The following is a 21,090-nucleotide window of genomic DNA, read 5'->3' as shown; positions in this document are numbered from 1 at the left end:
TGGGATTATCTCTAGATTAGAGTATTTGCTCAATTGTGAAAGTGCCTTACTTAGATTAAGGTTAATAAAAATATAATTATAAACAGGGGCTAAGAGTGGAAAAAATCTGGCTTAAGCGCTACCCAGAAGGTATGCCTGAAACAATCGATCCTGAGCACTACAACTCGTTACTCGAAGTGTTTGAAAAAAGTTTTAATGAATACAAAGATTTACCTGCATTTACAAATATGGGTAAAACATTGTCTTACAACGATATAGATGCAGCAACAAAACGCGTTGCCGCCTATATTCAAAACGATTTAGGGTTAAAAAAAGGCGATAAAGTCGCTGTGATGATGCCTAACTTGTTGCAAACCCCTATTGCTATCTTAGGTATTTTGCGTGCAGGGTGCGTGGTGGTTAACGTTAACCCACTTTACACCGTACGCGAGCTAGAGCACCAGCTGAAAGACTCTGAAACATCAGCAATATTTATACTGGCTAACTTTGCTGTCACGCTTGAAAAAGCGCTGCCTAACACCGACGTGAAACACATTGTGGTTACACAAGTGGGTGACATGATGGGCGGCCTTAAAAAGCATTTAGTTAATTTTGTCGTTAAGCATTTCAAAAAAATGGTGCCGAACTACACGTTGCCAAACACGATTAACTTCTGCGATTTATTAAAAGCAGATCCAAACGGTTACAAACGCCCAGACGTAAACCTAAGCGACTTAGCTTTTTTACAGTACACGGGTGGAACTACCGGTGTGTCAAAAGGCGCTATGTTAAGCCATGGCAATATGGTGGGTAACCTTGAGCAAGTATCTGGTTGTTTAGATAACGTGCTTGACCGTGGTAGTGAAGTGGTTATTACTGCGCTTCCGCTTTATCATATATTTGCATTAACGGCGAACTGTTTAGCATTTATGAAATATGGTGGCTTAAACGTTTTAATTACTAATCCACGTGATATGCCAGGGTTTGTAAAAGAGCTTAGTCAGCATAAATTTACTGCTATTACAGGTGTTAATACTCTATTTAATGGCTTATTAAATACTCCGGGTTTCTCTGAACTTGACTTTAGTCACCTTAAAATGTCATTGGGTGGCGGTATGGCTGTTCAACGCCCTGTTGCAGAAAAATGGCAGAAGGTCACTAACAGTAAGTTAATGGAAGGCTATGGCCTGACAGAATGTTCGCCATTAGTTACAATTAGCCCGTACGATTTAGAGGCTTATAATGGCTCTATTGGTTTACCTGCACCAAGTACAGATATTAAATTAATGCTTGATAATGGTGAAGAAGCGGCTAAAGGTGAGCCAGGTGAATTGTGGGTCAAAGGCCCGCAAGTAATGCTTGGTTATTATAACCGCCCAGACGCAACCGCCGAATGTTTAAAAGATGGCTGGTTTGCAACAGGTGATATTGCGACATACGATGATGAAGGTTTCTTCTATATTGTTGACCGTAAAAAAGACATGATTATTGTTTCAGGCTTTAATGTTTTCCCAAATGAGATTGAAGAAGTGGTTGCAATGCACGAAGGTGTATTAGAAGTTGCTGCAATTGGTATTCCTCATGACATTAGTGGTGAACAAGTTAAAGTTTTTGTTGTGAAAAAAGACCCTTCTTTAACTGAAAAAGATATAATAAAACATTGTCGTGATAATTTAACTAATTATAAGGTTCCTAAACTCGTTGAGTTTAAGGATGAGTTACCCAAAACTAACGTGGGTAAAATTCTCAGAAGAGCCTTAAAAGATTAGCAACTATAAAAAAGCCGGCATATGTCGGCTTTTTTATTGTAGGAGACTCAGTGCACTACCAATTGATCCAAACCCAAAATGAGCTAAATACGTTTGTAGAACAAATAAAAAACAAACCCATTCTTGCTATTGATACCGAGTTTATGCGCCGTCGTACTTTGTATCCCGAAGTTGCACTAATTCAAGTTTATGATGGCGAACACTTAGCACTTATCGACCCGCTTGCAGAGCTTTCCTTGTTTGATTTTTGGCAAATACTTAAAGATCCAAACGTGTTAAAAGTACTTCATTCTCCTTCAGAAGATATTGAAGTTTTTCAAAAATACGCAGGTTTCGTTCCTTATCCCTTATTCGATACCCAGTTTGCACTTCAACTACTAGGTGAAGGTAACTGCATGGGATTTGCCCTAATGGTAAAAACCTTATTGAATATTGATATTGATAAAAGTGAATCACGTACTAATTGGTTACAACGACCTCTTACTCAAAAGCAGCTTGAATACGCCGCGGCTGATACGTTTCATTTACTGCCTTGTTTTGAGTTAATTATAGACAGCATTAAAGCGGCCGATTTATTCGATATCGTTATTAATGAAAGTGAATTAGTGGCAAACAAGCGTGCTTTTCAAACACCAGATGAACTGCTTTATAAAGAAATTAAAAATGCATGGCAGCTTAAGCCGCATGAGTTAGCGGTACTTAAAGAGTTAGCCGTGTGGCGAAGAAATAAAGCAATTCGTAAAAATCTCGCGCTTAATTTCGTTCTTAAAGAGCACAATATGACAGAAATCGCTAAACGAGGCCCGTCAAGTTTAAATGCTCTAAGACAAATTCCAGGTGTCGAGCCCATTGAAGTAAACCGTTCTGGGGTGGAAATTTTAAAGTGTATTGAGCAAGCTAAAGCTGTTCCAGCTGATCAGCACCCACAGGTACTAAAGCGCTTAATTGATTTTCCTACTTACAAAAAAGTAGCAAAAGAAATTAAACAAAAAATTACAAAAGTAGCTAAAGAGCACAACATACCTGAAGACGTTATGGCCTCGAAAAAGCAAGTGAATCAGCTTATAAGTTGGAACTGGAAGTTAACTGATGAGCAAAAATCAAAGCACATAAAGCCAGATTTACTGAGCTCATGGCGATATGATTTTGTTAAAGATGCGCTTAAAGAGTGGGATAATTAAAGCCTAATAGGCGAATTACAAACAAATAAAAAGGGCGCTTAGCGCCCTTGTTTTTATTTCTTTTCTTCGTCAGGTAATGTGACATTGAGCTCTAGAACGGCTAAATCGTCTTCATTTTGATCAAACTGAACTTGAACTGCATCAGCGCCTACATTTACGTACTTACGAATGACATCTAATATATCTTGCTTTAATTGTGGCAAGTAATCAGGTGTGCCTCGCTGAGAACGTTCGTGCGCGACAATGATCTGCAATCGCTCTTTTGCTAATGACGCACTGTTTTTCTTTTCTGAGCGGAAGTAGTCAAGTAAAGACACATTAACCTCCAAATATCCGTTTGAATAAACCCTTTTTCTCTACATCTAAAAATCTGAATTCAACTGTTTCGCCTAATAAACGACTGATCGCATCAGCATAAGCTTGGCCTGCGTCTGATTCGCTATCAAGAATAACGGGTTGTCCAGAGTTTGATGCACTAAGTACTGCTTGAGATTCAGGAATGACACCTAGCAAATCGATGGCTAGAATGTCCTGGATATCTTCAACAGATAGCATTTCACCTTTTGATACACGATCTGGATTATAGCGTGTTATTAGCAAATGCTCTTTAATGTTTTCCAAACCTTCTTCGGCACGTTTAGATTTGCTGTGTAAAATACCTAGTATACGGTCAGAGTCTCTTACTGACGATACTTCTGGGTTGGTAGTTACAATCGCTTCATCAGCGAAGTACATGGCCATCATGGCACCGGCTTCAATACCCGCTGGAGAATCACAGACTATGTAGTCAAAGTCTTCTTTTAACTCGTTTAGAACACGTTCAACGCCTTCACGTGTCAACGCGTCTTTATCGCGTGTTTGCGATGCAGGAAGTAAAAATAACTTCTCTACACGTTTGTCTTTTATGAGTGCTTGGTTAAGGTTGGCTTCGCCATTGATTACATTAACGAAGTCATACACTACACGACGTTCACAACCCATAATAAGGTCTAAGTTTCGTAGGCCGATATCAAAATCGATGATAACAGTCTTATAGCCTTTTAATGCTAAGCCTGTGCCAATTGCTGCGCTTGATGTTGTTTTACCAACACCCCCTTTACCCGAGGTAACGACAATTATTTTTGCCATGAGATTTATCCTTTAACCAAAGCTGAAATTTCTAAAGATTCATTTTTTTGTTGTATTTGAACTGCGTTACCCCAGTGTTCACCTTGCAGTGAGTCACTGATCCAGTAATTACCATTGATTGAAACGAGTTCTGCTTCTAATTTATTACAAAAAATGTATGCGTTTTCGAGCCCTTTTGCACCGGCAATTGCACGGCCGCGTAGGGTTCCATAAATATGTACATTGCCATCAGCAATTACTTCTGCACCATGGCTTACTGCGCCTAACACCACCAAATCGCGGTCTTTGGCATAAACTTGTTGGCCTGAGCGAACCGCACCATTAATAATTTGTGCTGGTAAATATACGGTTTTTTCAACCACTGACGTATTAGGCTCTACTCTTGCGGGTTCAGTCTTAACGTCTTGTGAATAGTTTAAAACAGACAAACCAGCAGCTTTCGCTTGTTTGTGCTGCTCATCAGAACCATTACATACACCCACAGCATTAAAACTCATTCGTTCGATGAGTGATTTTAAGTGAACAAAATCAATAGGATTATTTTTTACTTCAATTAAATTGACAACAATGGGGGCACCCTCAAAGAATTTTGGGGCTTGGGCTATTTTTATATACAGTTGTTCTGCTAAAAGGGGAATATCAGTACTATAAAGATGTAAAACTGATAAGGTAAAAAGATTGCCCTTTAGCTCAAAAATTTGGTCCGACATAGATGCTCAACTGGATTGTCTGATTAGTGTGAAATTTTTATATAAACCTAGGCTGAACAAGGCGTTTATTGTAGTTTTCACTCTAATTTTTATAACTTATTATTATTGCCATGTTATAGTGTGTAGCACTGTTAAGCAAGATTTTATAGGGCCATAATGCTAACTGCGGTATATAAAAGTAAGAAAAAAGCAGATACTTTCTTATTTATTGAAAAAAGAGACGATTTTAGTAAAGTTCCGGAACCTTTAATGACCATGTTTGGTCAACCACAGTATGTGATGATCATTAACTTAGCTAAGCGTACTCAATTAGGCGTAGCGGATTTAGACACTTTAAAACAGTCGCTTAGCGACCAAGGCTATTATTTACAAATTCCGCCACCAGAGGAAAACTTGCTAAGTCAATTAAGAAAACAAAATGGAGCAGATAGTGATTAAAAAATTAGCAGTTGTATTGTGTGGTATCTGTTTAAGCTCATCGGTGATGGCAAAAACCCAAGCTGAGTTTCAACAATACCTTACTAATTTAAAGCAAGAGGCAATAGCTAAAGGCTACGACACTCAGTTAATTGAGCAAGCATTTGCTAGCGCTGTTTACAAAGAAAAAGTGATTTCTGCCGATAAAAATCAGCCAGAAGTAAAAGAAACACTCGAAACATATTTACCAAAACGTGTGCCGCAATGGAAAATTGATCGCGCGCGTGAATTGTATAAAGAAAATCAAGACGTTTTAGAGAAGGTTGCAAAAGACTTTGGTGTTCAAGCACGCTTTATAGTGGCTATTTGGGGCTTAGAAAGTAACTTTGGTGCTATTCAAGGTGGCCACAACGTGATTTCTTCATTGGTAACACTGGCATTTGATGGACGCCGTGAAGCGTTATACAAACGCCAATTGTGGGCAGCACTGGATATATTAAAGTCGGGGCATATCACGCTTGATAAATTTAAAGGCTCATGGGCAGGGGCAATGGGGCAAACTCAATTTATGCCAACCTCATTTAATGCCTATGCCGTTGATTATAACAATGATGGCCGCAAAGATATTTGGACAACAAAAGAAGATGCGTTTGCCTCTATTGCTAATTATTTAAAGCAAGAGGGCTGGAATGACAACTTAACTTGGGGTCGCCAAGTTCAATTACCTGCTGATTTTGATAAACAATATATATTAAAGCGCGGTACTAAAACACGTAAGCAATGGCTTGAATATTGGAACAATTCAGAGCGTTCACTCGCTGATTGGCAAGCATTAGGGGTTCGTCGTGCTGATGGCAGCGATTTACCTAATGTTGCTGTAGATGCTGCATTAGTGATGCCTGATGATGTAAACGGGCGCATGTATTTAGCATACGATAACTACAAGGTATTTATGCATTGGAATCGGTCATATTACTTTGCAACCAGCGTGGGCTATTTGTCAGACAGAATAGCTTACCCAAAAATTTAAGCTAAAGTGAATAACAAAAAAGCCGCAAATTGCGGCTTTTTTGTGAGTGACCTATCAACTAAATTTCTTTTTTAAATATTTTATCTTTTAGGTCAATGACTTTGCCAATCCCTGAACCTAGCTTCATTAGTTTGTTAAGCTGCTCCGGGGTTAAACGTTGTAATTCTGACGACCATTTAGTCACTGTTTCAAGTAGGTTATGGATTTCGCCCATTTGCTTTTGAGCATAGATTTCATCGTCGTTAATTGCTTCGTCCAGTAAATTATCTCTAAGTAAGCTCAGTGTAGGCTCAACTTCACGCTTTTTGCGCTCTTCAAATACGCGATTTGCCATATCCCAAATATCGCCTGCAGGGGCATAGTACTCTTTTCGATCCCCTGGGATATGCATTACTTTGATCAGCTGCCAAGATTGTAACTCTTTAATTCCCATGCTGACGTTGCCGCGCGAGATACTCAGTGCCTCGGCAATTTGGTTTGCTGTCATGGGGTCTTTAGTAATAATCAATAATCCACACATTTGGCCAATGGTGCGGTTAAATCCCCAGCGGCTGCCCATCTCACCACAATGCATTACAAAGGCAAAGTTTTTTTCTGATAATGTCATTGTTACAAGTTTCAAAAATAAATGAAATCTATGCTAGCACGCTGGTTAAGTATGGCAAGACTTAAGCTGGGATAAAAAACTACGTTTTACGACTAATGATTGATATAGATTAATATTTAAGCATTTATAGTGAGGTATGTTGCGGGTATGCAACATGACATTGTTGTTTAACACCCATGTTAAATAGCATAATTTTTTATAAACGATGGAATGACTATGAAAGCAGCAATTAATACAGAATACAAAGGCAAGTTAGCGATCACCGATTTACCTATCCCAGAAGTAGGTCCTAACGATGTGCTGGTAAAAATAGCCGCTTGTGGTGTGTGTCACACCGATTTACATGCGTGTCATGGTGATTGGCCAGTAAAACCAAAAATGCCTTTAGTACCAGGGCATGAAGGTGTAGGCGTAATAGAAAAACTAGGCAGTAATATTAAGCACTTAGAAGTGGGCGATAGAGTAGGCGTACCATGGCTTTACAGTGCGTGTGGCCATTGTGAGTTTTGTTTAGATGGACGCGAAACCCTTTGTTTATCGCAACATAACACTGGTTACTCTATTGACGGTGGGTATGCAGAATATTGTTTAGCACATGGTGACTACATCATCAAAATACCAGAAGGCTTAGGTTTTGCTGAAGCTGCCCCGTTATTTTGTGCCGGCGTAACAACGTACAAAGCATTAAAAGTGTCTGGCGCTAAACCAGGTCAATGGGTTGCTATTGTGGGTGTGGGTGGTTTAGGGCACTTAGCGGTGCAATATGCAAAAGCAATGGGCTTTAATGTAATTGCTGTTGATACTGGCAAACAGAAAATGGCGCTAGCTAAAGAGTTAGGTGCTGATATTACACTTGATTTTAAAGAAGTGGTGCCCAGTGAAGCTATTTTTGAGAAAGTAGGTGGCGCGCATGCTGTTGTTTGTACCGCAGTATCAAAACCAGGGTTTGAACAAGCATATAAAAGTGTTCGCCGTGGGGGCAAATGTGTATTAGTTGGTTTGCCACCAGAGGATATGCCACTGCCAATTTTTGACACCGTACTGAATGGTGTATCAGTAGTAGGTTCTATTGTAGGTACGCGTAAAGATTTACAAGAATGCCTTGAATTTGCCGCACAAGGTAAAGTAAAAGCCATCATTGAAGAGAAAAAACTTGAAGATATTAATGAAATTTTTGATGACATGCTTAAAGGTGAAATAAACGGCCGCATAGTTGTTACAATTTAATAAAATATGAATGCGCACAAACCAACTCGGTTTGTGCGCTTTTTTTAACTATAGCGTATAGCTAAAGCTTAGCTTTGCATTACGTTCTTCACCTGGCATTCCCCCTAAAAACATGGCTTTAGAGTAATAGTTTTTATTAAACAGGTTATTAATGTTTAACTGCATTTGCCAGTTATCAGCTTTATAGCTAACGGCAGTATCATATACGGTATAAGCGGTTACGTAGCCATTATCAATACCGAATGAACTTGAGTTAGTACTGCGTTTATCAACAAATGTTAAGCCTGCGCTTAAATCTACTGCGTGAGGTAATTCAAACAACGCGGCTGAGTAAGTAACCCATGAACTTGCCGTTACATAAGGCACCCCTTTTTGGCGGGTATCAAAACTTGAGCTGTTTGGGTTGGTTTTATCGCGGGCGTCTTGATAAACACCGTTAATATTAACTTTCCATTGATCGTTCAAATACGCATTTAAATCAATTTCTACACCTTTTGTTTGTTCTTCGCCATCAAAAAAGCTCTCTACTACGTTAGGTGCTGACACACCGGCTTCATAAAGAGGGTTGGCGTATTCTAAATTAGTGCGGGCACTTTCAAATACCACAATAGATGCCAATAATTGGTCATCAAATGCCTTAAATCGAAAGCCTAAATCGTTACTCACTGATTCTGAGTCTTCTCTATCAGCTTCATTACCAGCAACAGAGCCAAGAACACTGTAAGCAGTGCGTCCTTTTGAGTGATTTAAAAACAAAGCCATATCAGCGTTTACTTGATAAGTAGCACCTAAGTTATATGTTAAACCACTGTCTGATGTGTTTGCTTCAGGCGTTGGATTTGCGCGGCTTTGGCTATAACGTGGATCAACTCCAAAGTGCTCGTAACTTTGTTTAATACGATTGTGAGCAACCCCAATACGAGTGGTGATTTTGTCATTAATATAAGCAACATGCTGAAGGCCTACGCCCCAAGCTTGTACTTTTTTATTGTAATCACTGGTTTTAAGCGGATCATAATCAGCAAATTCACCTGTCGGCCAATTTGGTTGACGCATATCAAAAATGTACGGTAGTGCACCTTGGTAAATCACTTCACCGTCTCTGTTTTTAATAACCTTATCGGCATCATAAATGGAGTATTGTTTAAAACGAATATCTCGGTCTTCGTAGTTGGCATTAACCAGTAATTCGTTTTCTATATTGCCCAGCATAAAGTCATAACGTAAATCTAAAAAGTATTGCCATGATTTCTCATCTGCTTCTACTTGGCGATATTCTTGGCGTCTGGCCGCAAATGGGTGTAATACATTATCAACAACTAACGGTGCGCGTGGATCTTGGTTAATTACACCGCGTCGGTTCCAATACACATAATTATAAGCACCTGTTTGGCGGGCAAAGCTAGAAGTGTAATTACGGTACTGTAGCTGTTGATTTAAAAATAAATCATCACTAATGTAGTAATTGTGCGCTAATTTAAAACGCAGCTCTTCACCTTCGTTATCCTTTGCCATCGGTGATATTATGCCATTGGTACCAAAGTTAAAGGGTGTTAAGCCATCATTGCTTGCCAAAGAGTTAGCGAGTTCATTTCGTTGTGCTTCACTCAATTGTAACCCACTTGCTGTAGGGTCATTAACTAAATCGGCGCCTGATACTTCTCCTGCAGTTAAACCGTTAACCGATTTACTGTTAAAAATACGAATAGGGTGGCCAATAGAATCCACTGCAATAGCATCTTTAATATATGCCCCAGACAATACAAAAGATTGCTGGTCATTAAGCACATATTTTAAAGACGAATAAATTTCATCGCGCTGCTCTTTTAAATCACGAAAGCCATCGCTAGAGGCGGTTTTGACCATTACCCGATAAGCTAAATCATCGGTTATTGCATTGGTGCTATCGAGTGCTAGTGAATAACTATCCCACTGACCGATATCCATTTCTAGCGTATGTTGCTCGTTAAATTGGGGTTTCTTTTCAATGAGATTGATCACACCACCGGCACTACCCATACCATATAAGCCAGTTGCAGGGCCCTTTAACACTTCGATCGATTCAACATTGGTTAAAGAACGAGTAGGGTTAAATGTATTGCCTAAGCCTGCGCCGCCATACATGCCATCATAAGTGTAATTAGCGCCCAAGCCACGAATAACTAAGTTATCACCAATGCCATAGTTATTCCCCGCTTGAGTTAAGCCACTCACATTGCGGATCACATCCTGAAGACTATCAATACCTTGTGATTCAATCAGCGCTTTATCAACAATGACCACGGGTGCAGGGGTTTCCATAAGTGACATATCTGATTTAGTGGCTAAACCTGAACTCATCACCACTCGGTTTTGTTGCTCGTAAACGCTAATTCTTTCAATATCTGAATTAACTTGTGACTCGCTTGCTATTGCTAAATTTGCGTTTAAACACGCCAAAGACAGAAGAGAATATTGAACCCTTTTCATAAACTGATAACCATTCGCATTTGTTAATTTGCGCGAATGATAATGGTTATCATTTTAAATTTAAATAAAAAGTTCATTTTTTTTGTTATTTATGAGTTGTTTGCTTGCTTATTGAGCATGGCGTTCTAAAAATAAGCAAATTAAAGTCGTTAACGGGATATAGCACGAGTAAGTTGGCCTAACTAAGAGAGAATTTTAATAAAGTATTGACGATTAAATGGGCAGTTTAGCTACATTGGCTAAAAGATTGTTAAGGTTGAGCTAAGCTCAACCTTATAAAGATGTATTGGGTTTACTGCTTGTAAACGACACCGGCTTTCATTACAAAAGGAATACGCTCTAGCGTAGAAATGTTTTTCAGTGGATTCGCGTCTACCGCTATAATATCAGCTACAAAACCGGTTTTAATTTGACCCAGCTGTTTATCAGCCTTTAATAATTTAGCACTGTTAATGGTTGCGGCTTGAATTGCTTGTAATTCACTCATACCAAATTCAACCATACGGGAAAACTGTTTAGCATTATCACCATGCGGATAAATAGCTGCGTCGGTACCAAACACCATATTGACACCCGCCTCAACAGCGCGTTTAAAACTATCGCGTTGTTTTTTTGATACAAGGCGTTCTTTATTTAGGTTTTCTTTATCAACGCCATTTTGCTCACCAAAGCTCAGCGTATATTCGGTATTATAAATATCCATCGATAACCAAGTGCCGTACTCTTTTGCAAGCGCAATTGCTTCATCGTCTAAAAAGCTAGCGTGCTCAACACTATCTACACCGGCTTTAATGGCCGTTTTAATGCCGTTAGTTCCATGTGCGTGAGCGGCAACAGGTAATTCACGCATGTGTGCTTCATCAACTATGGCTTTCATTTCTTCAAAGGCGTATTGCTGTATGCCTACTTTTGTTCCTTTAGAAAATACCCCACCCGTGGCGCAGAGTTTTATTGCATTGGCGCCATATTTAATATTTTCACGCACTTTAATACGCACAGCCCACGGGCCATCCGCAACGCCGGTGGCAGTATATTTCATCTCTGGAGGTAAGCGATTATTATCGCAGTGCCCACCAGTAATGCTCAATGAAGGGCCAGCAGCCCAAATGCGTGGGCCGATAATATCGCCTGCATTAATACCGTCTCGTACCGCAATAACACTGTAGCCTTCAGCACCTAAGTTACGTACTGTGGTAAAGCCTGCTTGTAAGGTTTGCTTAGCAAAATAGCTGGCTTTAATGGCCATACGCGGAACTGATTGGCCTAAACGCTCACTACGAGACACTGTTGGATCGCTGGTTAAATGCACATGCATGTCCATTAATCCTGGCATTAGGGTGAGTGTGGGTAGGTTTATTAGTTCATCATTACTGCTAAGCTTGGGCTTTTTATTAAATTGAATTTGGCTAATAACACCGTTATCTATGGCAATCAACGGATTAGCTTTAAGCTCGCCAGTTTCTACATCAAGCAAAGCTTTGGCTGATATATAGGTTGTGGCTAGTGTACTTGCGCTGGTTAAGCTCAGAAATGCGATTGATGCAGTCAGTAAATGTTTTTTCATGGATAATCATTATAATTATTTTCATTCATTTGAATGTAGCAACCATAAGCTACTGAGTAAATAATATAGCGACGAACAGCACTCACCTCAATTGCTTTATTTAAGCCATTTAAAACCGCATAATTGGCGGGTAAAAACTAACAAGGGAATTTATGAAAGTTATTAAAATAGCACTGGTTGCCAGTAGCGTTATGTTTGCCTTAAGTGGTTGTATGAGCACCAGCTCGCAATTAAACACAAATCAGTCAGTCGCAACTGTCATAAGCGAATTATCAGCCGAGCAGCAATTAGATGTGCTCGTTGCTCAGTACTATGACGAATCATTGGATTTTAATCCATTAAGCGCTACCTATAATGGCCGCCATGAATTTGATGATCAATTTTTGCCTGAGATATCGCAGCTTAATCGCGATAAAAAAGCCGCATTTTATAAAAAATATCAACAACGCTTAACGCTCATTGATCAATCCCAACTCACCGGTCAGGCGCTGCTCAACTTTGAAGTGTTATCGCGCGATTTAGCTCTTAAACTTGAGGGTATGCAATATAAAGATTATTTGTTACCGATAAATCAAATGTCGGGTGCGCATAATACCTTCGCCGGATTTGGTTCAGGGCAAAGTGCTCAGCCTTTTAATACCGTTGCCGACTACGAAAAATTTATCAAGCGTGCCGAAGGTTTCGTTAAATGGCTTGCAAGTGTTGAACAATCTATGGCACAAGGTGTTAAACAGGGTGTGGTATTGCCTATGCCATTAGCAAAAAAATTACTCCCGCAATTTAAAGCGCATGTTGTTACTAACGCAGAAGATTCTCTTTTTTACTCGCCCATTAAAGCCATGCCCGATTCATTTTCAGCTGATGAAAAGCAACAGCTAAAAGCGCAGTATATAACACTGATTTTGGATAAATTAGTGCCTGCTTATCAGCGTATGAGCGACTTTTTAGCCAACAATTACATACCTCATGCTCGCGATTCTGTTGGTTATGCTGATTTACCTAACGGTAAAGCGTGGTACGAATACCAAATAAAGAAAAACACCACGTTAAGCTTATCTGCTGATGAAATTCATGAGATTGGCTTAAGTGAAGTGGCTCGAATTTTAAGTGAAATGAAAACGGTTAAAAACACTGTTGGATTTGAAGGCGATTTATCGGCCTTTTTTAATCACTTACGCGACTCAGATGAGTTTTATTACAAAACGGCTGATGAGTTAATTGCCGCCTATGAACAAATTAAACTAAAAATAGACGCTCGCTTACCAAAGTTATTTAATATTGAGCCTAAGGCACCTTATGTTGTAAAAGCTGTTGAAGCCTATCGAGCCCAATCGGCTGCGGGAGCGTCGTATGCGGGGCCCGCTCCTGATGGCTCGCGCCCAGGCATATTTTATATCAATACTTATAACTTAAAAGCACAACCTAAGTTTTTACTCGAAACGCTGTCTATTCATGAAGCCGCTCCAGGTCATCACTTTCAAATTGCACTGCAACAAGAAGTGGAAAGCTTGCCCGATTTTCGTAAATTTGGCGGCTACACGGTGTTTGCTGAGGGCTGGGCATTATACGCAGAAAGCTTAGGCAAAGAGCTTGGCTTATTTACCGATCCGTATATGTGGTATGGGCGTCTTAACGATGAGCAGCTAAGAGCTATGCGTTTAGTGCTTGATACAGGCTTTCATGCTAAAGGTTGGACACGTCAACAAGGTATTGACTACATGTTAGCAAATTCCTCAATGGCAAAAAGTGATGTTATTGCTGAAGTGGAGCGTTATATTGCATGGCCAGGGCAAGCATTATCGTACAAATTGGGCGAGTTTAAAATTAAACAGCTCAGAGATTTCGCCCACCAGCAATTAGGTGAGCAATTTGATACTAAAGCGTTTCATACGCAAATATTAATAGATGGCGCATTACCTATGCCTATTCTTGAGCAAAAAATTAAACGTTGGGTTAAGTCTCAGCAGTAATAAAATCGCGCGAAGCCATACTGTTATTAGGGATTGGCTTTGCGCGCTTTGCTGCAATACGTTAGAATGCGCGCTCTTAAAAGGGGCGAGAACACCATGTTTGATCAACAATTAGCAAATACCCAATTTTGGCTTAGTAAAAGTCTCAATGAAATGAACCAACAAGAATGGGAAGCCATTTGTGATGGATGTGGAAAGTGTTGTTTAAACACCTTTATTGACAGTGAAGACGAAGATGACTTTACTGCCACCGACCAGTTAAGAGAAGGCGAACAACTTATATTCACTAATATTGTTTGCCAATACCTTGATAACAATACCTGTGGCTGTAGTGAATACGAAAACCGCCAAACCTTAGTCCCTTCGTGCGTTAAGCTTACTAAAGAAAACCTAAAAGACATCTTTTTTATGCCACAAAGCTGCAGCTATCGCCGACTTCATGAAGGGCGTGGCTTAGCAACGTGGCATCCGTTACTTAATAACGGCGATAAAACTAAAATGCACGAGCTAAACATTTCTGTTAAAGACAAAACAGTAAAAGATTGTGATGTAAAATTAGAAGATTTTGACTTGTATATTGCCGAGTGGCCAACTAAGGATTGCAACGAGTGAGTAAGCTACAAGCAAGTATTGGTTTAATTAACCCAAAAAGCCCGACCAACGTGGGCGGGGTGTTACGTGCAGCAGGTTGTTATGACGCAAAGCAGGTGTTTTTTACTGGCAACCGTTATCTAAACGCACAAAAATTTCATACTGATACTAAAAACGTGGTGCAACGTATTCCATTAACCGCCACCGACAATTTAGCATCAATTAAGCCTCAAGGCGCTAAAGTAGTGGTAATAGAGTTAATTGAAGGTGCTACACCCTTGCCTGAGTTTACCCACCCTGAAAACGCATTTTATGTATTTGGTCCAGAAGACGGCTCTGTGCCTAAAGATGTTTTAAAATGGTGCGACGAAGTGGTGTATATTCCTACTATCGGCTGTATGAATTTAGCGGCAACCTGTAATGTTGTACTTTATGACCGACTCTCTAAATTGGGCGGAATTCAAAGCAGTGATGAAACCATTATTTCCTCACGCGATACTAATAATAAAATGAAATGGCAAAAACAACCTTAATCTATAAACAATTTAAGCGTGAACAGGACGAGGAAGCTTTGCTCGGTTTTTAATTCTTCTTATATAGATGTATGCCAGTAGAATAACCTAGGTGCATTTATCTAGCCCACTAGGTTAAAACTTCGCGCCGCGATTAAATTGCCCCCTAGTTTGAAAAAGCATTAATCCGCAATGGTCAACAGACCCTAGTTAAATGTAAAAAAAAGTAACTGATTAACTTGAAAAATAAGCAGTTCGTCTTTTTTTAACTCTATAAATGTAAAAGTATGTAATTATAATGAAAAAATTATAACTACGAGGTTTACATTTTATGCACCGAGTATGCTACTTGTTTCGCTGCTGTTGGCTAATGTTACTAAGCATTACGTTAACAGGCTGCTACTCAAAGCCTGCAGCTTTAGATCCGCAAGTAGCAAGCACCGGTGAGACGTTATCTGCGATAGCCCAAACCACAGATGTTATTTTTTACGATTTACAGTTAGCAGTCCTTCCCAGCAACAAACAGATTTCCGGCACAGGTAAAACCATGTTTCGAGTGCTGAAACAAACGCAACAAGTCGAACTCAAGCTCGATAGCCGTTTTTCTATTGAATACGTTACTGTTGCTAAGCAAGCAGCTAATTTTAGCCATCAGCATGGCGTTATTATTATTGATTTGTATGAAACTAAATACCCAGGTGAAGTTGTTGAAGTTGCCATAAGTTATTCGGGGTATCCCCATGAAGCTATTAACCCTCCGTGGAGTGGTGGCTTTGTATTTAGTCATACAGCACAAGGTGAGCCTTGGATAGCGACGGCAGTACAAGGCGAGGGCTGTGATTTATTTTGGCCTTGTAAAGATCACTTTAGCGATAAAGCCGACAGTATGCGTATTCGCGTCACAGTGCCAACGGGTTTAAGTGTTGCTAGTAATGGTGTGCTTAAAAAAATAATGCCATTAAAAAATAACACAACTGAATTTGATTGGTTTTTATCTGAGCCTGCCAGTGATTACAATATTGCATTAAATATTGGCCCCTTCGAACGTATTCAACAACACTATAAAAGTATTAATGGTACGCAGGTACCTGTTGAGTTTTGGGCTCTACCTGAAAACAGTCACAAAGCCCGTAAGCTACTCAAAGATGATGTGTATCAACAGCTCGCATTTTTTGAATCTGTATTAGGGCCTTACCCTTGGGGAATGCAAAAATTAGGCTTTGTAGAAGCACCGCATCTGGGTATGGAACATCAAACAATTAACGCTTATGGTAAAGGTTATACGCGCGATCCAAGTGGTTATGACTGGCTTATTCAGCACGAATTGGCTCATGAGTGGTTTGGTAATTTAATGACTCATGAAAAGCTCAATGATGCATGGTTACACGAAGGTTTTGGTTTTTATATGCAGCCTGCTTATAGCTTATTTAAATTTGGTGAGGCTGCTTATAACCACGCCATGTACACCGCGTATTTAGGATTAAAAAACTGCCAGCCGATTGTAAAACAAGGCGACGTTACTTCCAAAGAAGCATTTAATGCAGATATTTATGGTAAAGGTGGATGGACGCTGCATACCTTGCGCTGGCTAATTGGAGACGAGCTTTTTTGGCAAGCAGCCCGAGAGTTAGTATATGGTCAAGCGAAAACAACTAATTTGAGTTATCCAATAGAGTCGCGTTATCGCAGCAGCCAAGAGTTTATTGATATTATTAATCGGATCACGGGCGATGATTATACGTGGTTATTTGATGTGTATCTAAAGCAAGCCGCGTTACCAAGTTTAACCATGGAGCGTACCAATACAGTCGCTTATTTAAGCTGGAGTAACAGTGAAAAAGACGGCGCAGCGTTTAAAATGCCGGTTCCTATTTCTATAAACGGGAAGTTGACAACTCACACTCCAGTGGATGGACTGATCACTATCAATGCCAAAAAAAGCGACATTATCGTTATCGATCCACAGATGAAGGTTCTGCGACAGTTACCTATAATTAGTCAATGCCAGCAACAAAGCTAAGCTTATATAGATTAAATTACAACTTGTTATAAGTTTAAGATTTAACCAAATACCGTTCTTTTTGGATTTTAAATCTCATTATTTATTATTATTTTTAATTATTAACCTCGCCTGAACAATATTTGCTAAGACTTTCAGTTAAAAATTTGTTAAAAAGGCAGTGGTAATAATGATTAATTCTTAAGGTACTTATGTTTAGCTCGCTAAAATTCACCTCCAAAATCACCATCGCTGCGTCATTAGTGTTAGTTTTAGTGTTAGGTGTTTTCACTATTAATAACTATTTTTCAATGCGTCATCAAACTCAAGAGCAATTGTCGCTGGTGCTAGAGCAAAACTCAGAATCGGTTTCTAAAAACATCGCAAGTTGGCTCAATAATAAATTGGCGATTGTGATCTCTATCGCAAAAACATATCAAGATAACGATACGAAGTCTTTAACGCTTTCGCAATTAAATACCGCTGAGCTTGCCGGGGATTTTAAAAATACCTACATAGGTAAATCATCGGGGACATTTATTTTAAATGATCAAAGTGTTGTGCTCCCCAGCGATTTTGATGCTACAAGTCGCCCTTGGTATAAATTAGTAGAAAATAAAACAACAACGGCTTTTACAACCCCTTATATTGATGTGACCACCAACGAACTGACAATTTCAGCCGTTGCGCCTATTAATAGTAATGGTCAATTTAAAGGGGTAGCGGGAGCAGATATTGATATGCAAACCATCGCTGAAATTATTGGCGATATTGATTTCTTGGGACTCGGTTATGGCTTCTTACTTGATAATAAAGGGCAAATATTAAGTCACCCTGATAGTAAATTAAATTCAAAAAAAGTCGCAGATTTGATTGGTAAAAATGTACCGTTAGCAAGAGAGTTTACAGAGTATCAAGTAGCGGGTGAAACCTCGCTGGTATCCTTTACTAAGATTCGTGGTATTGAAAATGTTGATTGGTATCTGGGTGTTGTAGTCAATAAAGATAAAGCGTATTCAAGTGTTTCTTCGTTTGGTCAAAAGGCAATTGTCTTTTTAATTATAGGTATTTTAGTGATTGTTGCATCACTGGAGTTTTTACTGCGTTATTTAATGCGACCTATGTATCGTCTTAATGATGCTATTAGAGATATAGCCCAAGGTGAAGGTGATTTAACTCGTCGCCTCAGTGTAGAAAATGATGATGAATTTGGTCAGTTAAGTAATTCATTTAATATTTTTATAGAAAAAATTCAAAATTCAATTGTTCAAGTTAAGTCTTCAACACAGTTGCTAGAAACCGCGGTTGCTAAACTTGTTACCCAAACAGATTCAACATTAACTATGTACGACGACCAAAGTGAACGTACTAATAGTGTGGCATCGGCAATTAACCAGTTTTCAGCCACCGCAACAGAAATTTCAACTAGTGCAAGTAATGCCTCAACACTTGCTAAAGATGCTGATCAATATTGCGCTAAAAATCAGCAAACACTAACGAATAACGTATCGAGCATTCATCAACTTTCGCAAAATATAGAGCAAGCACAAGAAACAATTAATAGTTTAGATTCACATACTGCCAACATCGGTAATGTTCTAGCGGTAATAAAAGGAGTAAGTGAACAAACTAACTTGCTTGCTTTAAATGCGGCAATAGAAGCGGCACGTGCTGGTGAAGCTGGAAGAGGGTTTGCCGTTGTTGCCGATGAAGTAAGACAATTAGCACAACGAACTCAGCAATCAACCCAAGAAATTGAAAATACGGTGATTGAACTGCAAAAAGGTTCAAGCTCTGCCGTTGAGCTGATGAAAACCAGTTTAGAAGAAAGTGAAAAAAGTGTTCAGCAAGCGGATGCTGTCGGCGATGTAATGAAACAAATAATTAGTGCGATAAAACAAATAACGGATGCTAATCATAGTGTCGCTAATGCTACTGATGAGCAAAACCAAGTTGTTAAATCATTACACTCAGATATTCATGTTATTAGTGACCTATCTACGCAAGGTCAATCTAACCTTAACCTTACTTTAGAAGAGTGCACCAAGCTTAAGCATCAATTTAGTGACTTAGAGCGGATGGTTAAAAAATTCAAAGTATGAGCAGTAAAACAAAAATAAATAAACCTAACTGGCTTAGTTTAATTAATATTGACAGTGTTTATAGCTTTGATAGACAGCGCCAAGTGTTTTCGTTATTTACCATGATAACGATTGCCTTGGTGTTAATTACTTATTTAGTGATTGCAAACCATGGTGTTTATGCGCCCATGTTAACTGTCGCGTTAGTTTCAGTAAATGTAACCATTGTAGGGTGTATTGTTTATTTTATAAAAACCAAACAGCTTAATGCTATCGCGCTAATTACTTTGATGATTGTATTTTTGATGTGTTTAGCATTGGTATACACCGGCGGTAAAGAAAACACCGCCTTATATTGGCTAATGTTTTATCCTGTTGCCGCATTTGCCATTCTCGGCGTAAAATTTGGAGCTTGGTTGAGTGGTAGCATGTTATTGAGTTGTGCTGCACTACTTTATGGGCCAGACATAGGCCAAGTCGCTTATGGCGTGGTAGAAAAAACCCGCTTTATTGCTGCGTTTTCATTAGTGCTGGTTTTTTCTTTTATCGGTGAGTATTTTCGTCACCGTAGCCACCTTGCCATTGCCGATGTAACTTTAGAGCAAAAACAATACGCGTATACCGATCAGCTTACAGGGGCGCCTAATCGTCGTTTTATTACATCACATTTTTTAAAGCTTGCTGCTGCAAGGCCAGCGCATTATTTGCCGCTGTCTATTCTACTTATTGATTTAGATAACTTTAAACAATTAAACGACACCTACGGCCATGATTTTGGCGATACCGTATTAATAGAGTTTACTAAATTATTAGAGTCGCAATTTTCTGCAACCGCCCTTAAAGCCCGTTATGGTGGCGAAGAGTTTGTGGTTATTTTACCGCAGATGACCACCATAGAAGCCAGTATTTTGGCTAATCGTTTTAGAGAATGCGTGCAACATCATGTAATATTAACTGATAAACAACAACGAGTATCGTTAACTTGCAGCATTGGCATTGCACAAGCTAATCATATTGATGGCTACGACAGTGCATTAAAACAAGCCGATGAATATTTATATCAGGCAAAATCACAAGGGCGCAATAAAGTCATATTTGCGCATGGCGAGTATGTCAGTCAATAAGCTTATTTATGTGCATGATCCTATGTGTAGCTGGTGCTGGGGATATAAGCCTACGTGGCAAAAACTTGAATCGGCTCTAGCAAATATTCTGCCTATAGAATATAGAATCGGAGGTTTAGCTGCTGATAGCGACCAGCCAATGAGTGCCGATATGCAGTTGCAACTACAAGCCATATGGCAAAAAATCAGCAGCCAATTAGGTACAGAATTTAACTTTGGTTTTTGGCAAGAATGCCAACCACGCCGCTCTACTTACCCCTCATGCAGAGCCGCTTTAATTGCTCGTGGTTTTAACAAAGAACCACAGATGATAGCCGCCATTCAACAAGCGTATTATTTAAAGGCGCAAAATCCATCGGATGAAGACGTGCTTATTAAACTAAGCGAAAAAATTGGTTTAGATGCTAGCTTATTTGCTCAATACTTACACTCTAATGAACTTAAGCGTCGCTTTGATGATGAGCTTAACTATGTTCGCAGTTTACCTATTCAAGGTTTTCCGTCGTTAGTATTAATACGCAATAATCGCGCATACCCCATTGCTATTAACTACACAGATTGGCAGCAAACGCTAAGTGAAATACAATCTTACTTATAAAATTTACACTTCAAACATTACCCCTGCATTTTAAATTTGGCCAATAAGGCTAATTTATTACCGCTGTCATAAAAGCGACTTTTTTACGCAACACGCTTGTCATTTTTAATCTATACAATTTCGCTCATTGAAAC

General features: G+C 39.3%; 18 protein-coding genes. 12 read left to right on the top strand and 6 right to left on the bottom strand.

From position 1 onward, the window contains the following. The first annotated feature begins 95 nt into the window (after positions 1 to 95). On the top strand, positions 96 to 1,748 hold the full coding sequence (gene fadD, locus BW139_RS15150; RefSeq protein WP_008112636.1) for a long-chain-fatty-acid--CoA ligase FadD: 1,653 nt from the start codon (positions 96 to 98) through the stop codon (positions 1,746 to 1,748). A 50-nt stretch (positions 1,749 to 1,798) separates the two neighbouring features. Further along, positions 1,799 to 2,929 (top strand): ribonuclease D, encoded by a 1,131-nt coding sequence (gene rnd / locus BW139_RS15145; protein WP_076920220.1) that lies wholly within the window; start codon positions 1,799 to 1,801, stop codon positions 2,927 to 2,929. Between the two features lie 53 nt (positions 2,930 to 2,982). On the opposite strand, the gene minE is transcribed toward rnd, so the two are convergent. The 3 genes from minE to minC are packed head-to-tail and all read right to left on the bottom strand — an operon-like array spanning position 2,983 to position 4,767. Next, positions 2,983 to 3,246 (bottom strand): cell division topological specificity factor MinE, encoded by a 264-nt coding sequence (minE, locus tag BW139_RS15140; RefSeq protein ID WP_008111532.1) that lies wholly within the window; start codon positions 3,244 to 3,246, stop codon positions 2,983 to 2,985. Position 3,247: 1 nt separating this feature from the next. Next, entirely contained in the window at positions 3,248 to 4,057 is an 810-nt protein-coding gene (gene minD, locus BW139_RS15135; protein ID WP_076920219.1) for a septum site-determining protein MinD, read from the bottom strand. Positions 4,058 to 4,062: 5 nt separating this feature from the next. Continuing rightward, positions 4,063 to 4,767: a septum site-determining protein MinC gene (gene minC / locus BW139_RS15130; protein ID WP_076920218.1), complete on the bottom strand. Its 705-nt coding sequence runs from the start codon at positions 4,765 to 4,767 to the stop codon at positions 4,063 to 4,065. A 156-nt stretch (positions 4,768 to 4,923) separates the two neighbouring features. Between minC and BW139_RS15125 the strand changes: the two genes are divergently transcribed. Together BW139_RS15125 and BW139_RS15120 are read left to right on the top strand one after the other, a co-directional pair. Next, positions 4,924 to 5,205 carry a YcgL domain-containing protein gene (locus BW139_RS15125; protein WP_076920217.1) on the top strand — a complete coding sequence of 94 codons (282 nt, stop codon included), beginning with the start codon at positions 4,924 to 4,926 and terminating at the stop codon, positions 5,203 to 5,205. Next, a complete protein-coding gene (locus BW139_RS15120; protein ID WP_076920234.1) occupies positions 5,198 to 6,214 on the top strand; it encodes a lytic transglycosylase domain-containing protein in 1,017 nt (338 codons plus the stop codon). Before BW139_RS15125 ends, BW139_RS15120 begins: the two co-directional genes overlap by 8 nt. Positions 6,215 to 6,272: 58 nt before the next feature. Here the strand turns inward: BW139_RS15120 and BW139_RS15115 are convergent, their stop codons facing one another. Continuing rightward, positions 6,273 to 6,821 carry a GbsR/MarR family transcriptional regulator gene (locus tag BW139_RS15115; RefSeq protein WP_076920216.1) on the bottom strand — a complete coding sequence of 183 codons (549 nt, stop codon included), beginning with the start codon at positions 6,819 to 6,821 and terminating at the stop codon, positions 6,273 to 6,275. A 216-nt stretch (positions 6,822 to 7,037) separates the two neighbouring features. Here BW139_RS15115 and adhP point away from each other — a divergent pair, with 216 nt between their 5' ends. Then, positions 7,038 to 8,048, top strand: a complete 1,011-nt coding sequence (gene adhP / locus BW139_RS15110; protein ID WP_076920215.1) for an alcohol dehydrogenase AdhP — start codon at positions 7,038 to 7,040, stop codon at positions 8,046 to 8,048. Between the two features lie 48 nt (positions 8,049 to 8,096). Here the strand turns inward: adhP and BW139_RS15105 are convergent, their stop codons facing one another. Next, positions 8,097 to 10,517 carry a TonB-dependent siderophore receptor gene (locus BW139_RS15105; RefSeq protein WP_076920214.1) on the bottom strand — a complete coding sequence of 807 codons (2,421 nt, stop codon included), beginning with the start codon at positions 10,515 to 10,517 and terminating at the stop codon, positions 8,097 to 8,099. 292 nt (positions 10,518 to 10,809) lie between these two features. Next, positions 10,810 to 12,081 (bottom strand): amidohydrolase family protein, encoded by a 1,272-nt coding sequence (locus BW139_RS15100; protein WP_076920213.1) that lies wholly within the window; start codon positions 12,079 to 12,081, stop codon positions 10,810 to 10,812. Positions 12,082 to 12,233: 152 nt separating this feature from the next. Here BW139_RS15100 and BW139_RS15095 point away from each other — a divergent pair, with 152 nt between their 5' ends. The 7 genes from BW139_RS15095 (at position 12,234) to BW139_RS15065 (ending at position 20,956) form a co-directional block, all read left to right on the top strand. After that, the gene (locus BW139_RS15095) at positions 12,234 to 14,051 is read left to right on the top strand and encodes a DUF885 family protein (RefSeq protein ID WP_076920212.1); all 1,818 of its coding nucleotides are present in this window, start codon (positions 12,234 to 12,236) and stop codon (positions 14,049 to 14,051) included. Positions 14,052 to 14,147: 96 nt separating this feature from the next. Continuing rightward, complete coding sequence (locus BW139_RS15090; protein WP_076920211.1) at positions 14,148 to 14,663, top strand: YcgN family cysteine cluster protein; 516 nt, start codon at positions 14,148 to 14,150, stop codon at positions 14,661 to 14,663. Next, entirely contained in the window at positions 14,660 to 15,175 is a 516-nt protein-coding gene (locus BW139_RS15085) for an RNA methyltransferase (protein ID WP_076920210.1), read from the top strand. The genes BW139_RS15090 and BW139_RS15085 overlap by 4 nt, the downstream gene beginning before the upstream one ends. A 349-nt stretch (positions 15,176 to 15,524) precedes the next feature. Continuing rightward, positions 15,525 to 17,174, top strand: coding sequence for a M1 family metallopeptidase (locus BW139_RS15080; RefSeq protein ID WP_076920209.1), 1,650 nt, complete (start codon positions 15,525 to 15,527; stop codon positions 17,172 to 17,174). 191 nt (positions 17,175 to 17,365) lie between these two features. Further along, entirely contained in the window at positions 17,366 to 19,255 is a 1,890-nt protein-coding gene (locus BW139_RS15075) for a methyl-accepting chemotaxis protein (RefSeq protein WP_076920208.1), read from the top strand. After that, positions 19,252 to 20,358, top strand: a complete 1,107-nt coding sequence (locus BW139_RS15070; protein WP_076920207.1) for a GGDEF domain-containing protein — start codon at positions 19,252 to 19,254, stop codon at positions 20,356 to 20,358. The genes BW139_RS15075 and BW139_RS15070 overlap by 4 nt, the downstream gene beginning before the upstream one ends. After that, positions 20,345 to 20,956: a DsbA family protein gene (locus tag BW139_RS15065; RefSeq protein ID WP_076920206.1), complete on the top strand. Its 612-nt coding sequence runs from the start codon at positions 20,345 to 20,347 to the stop codon at positions 20,954 to 20,956. The genes BW139_RS15070 and BW139_RS15065 overlap by 14 nt, the downstream gene beginning before the upstream one ends. Positions 20,957 to 21,090 lie beyond the last annotated feature (134 nt).

This window comes from Pseudoalteromonas sp. SK18 (genome assembly GCF_001974855.1).
Taxonomy (GTDB): Bacteria; Pseudomonadota; Gammaproteobacteria; order Enterobacterales; family Alteromonadaceae; genus Pseudoalteromonas.
The sequence above is the reverse complement of the archived record's forward strand: the minus strand, read 5'-3'. Positions and strand labels throughout refer to the sequence as shown.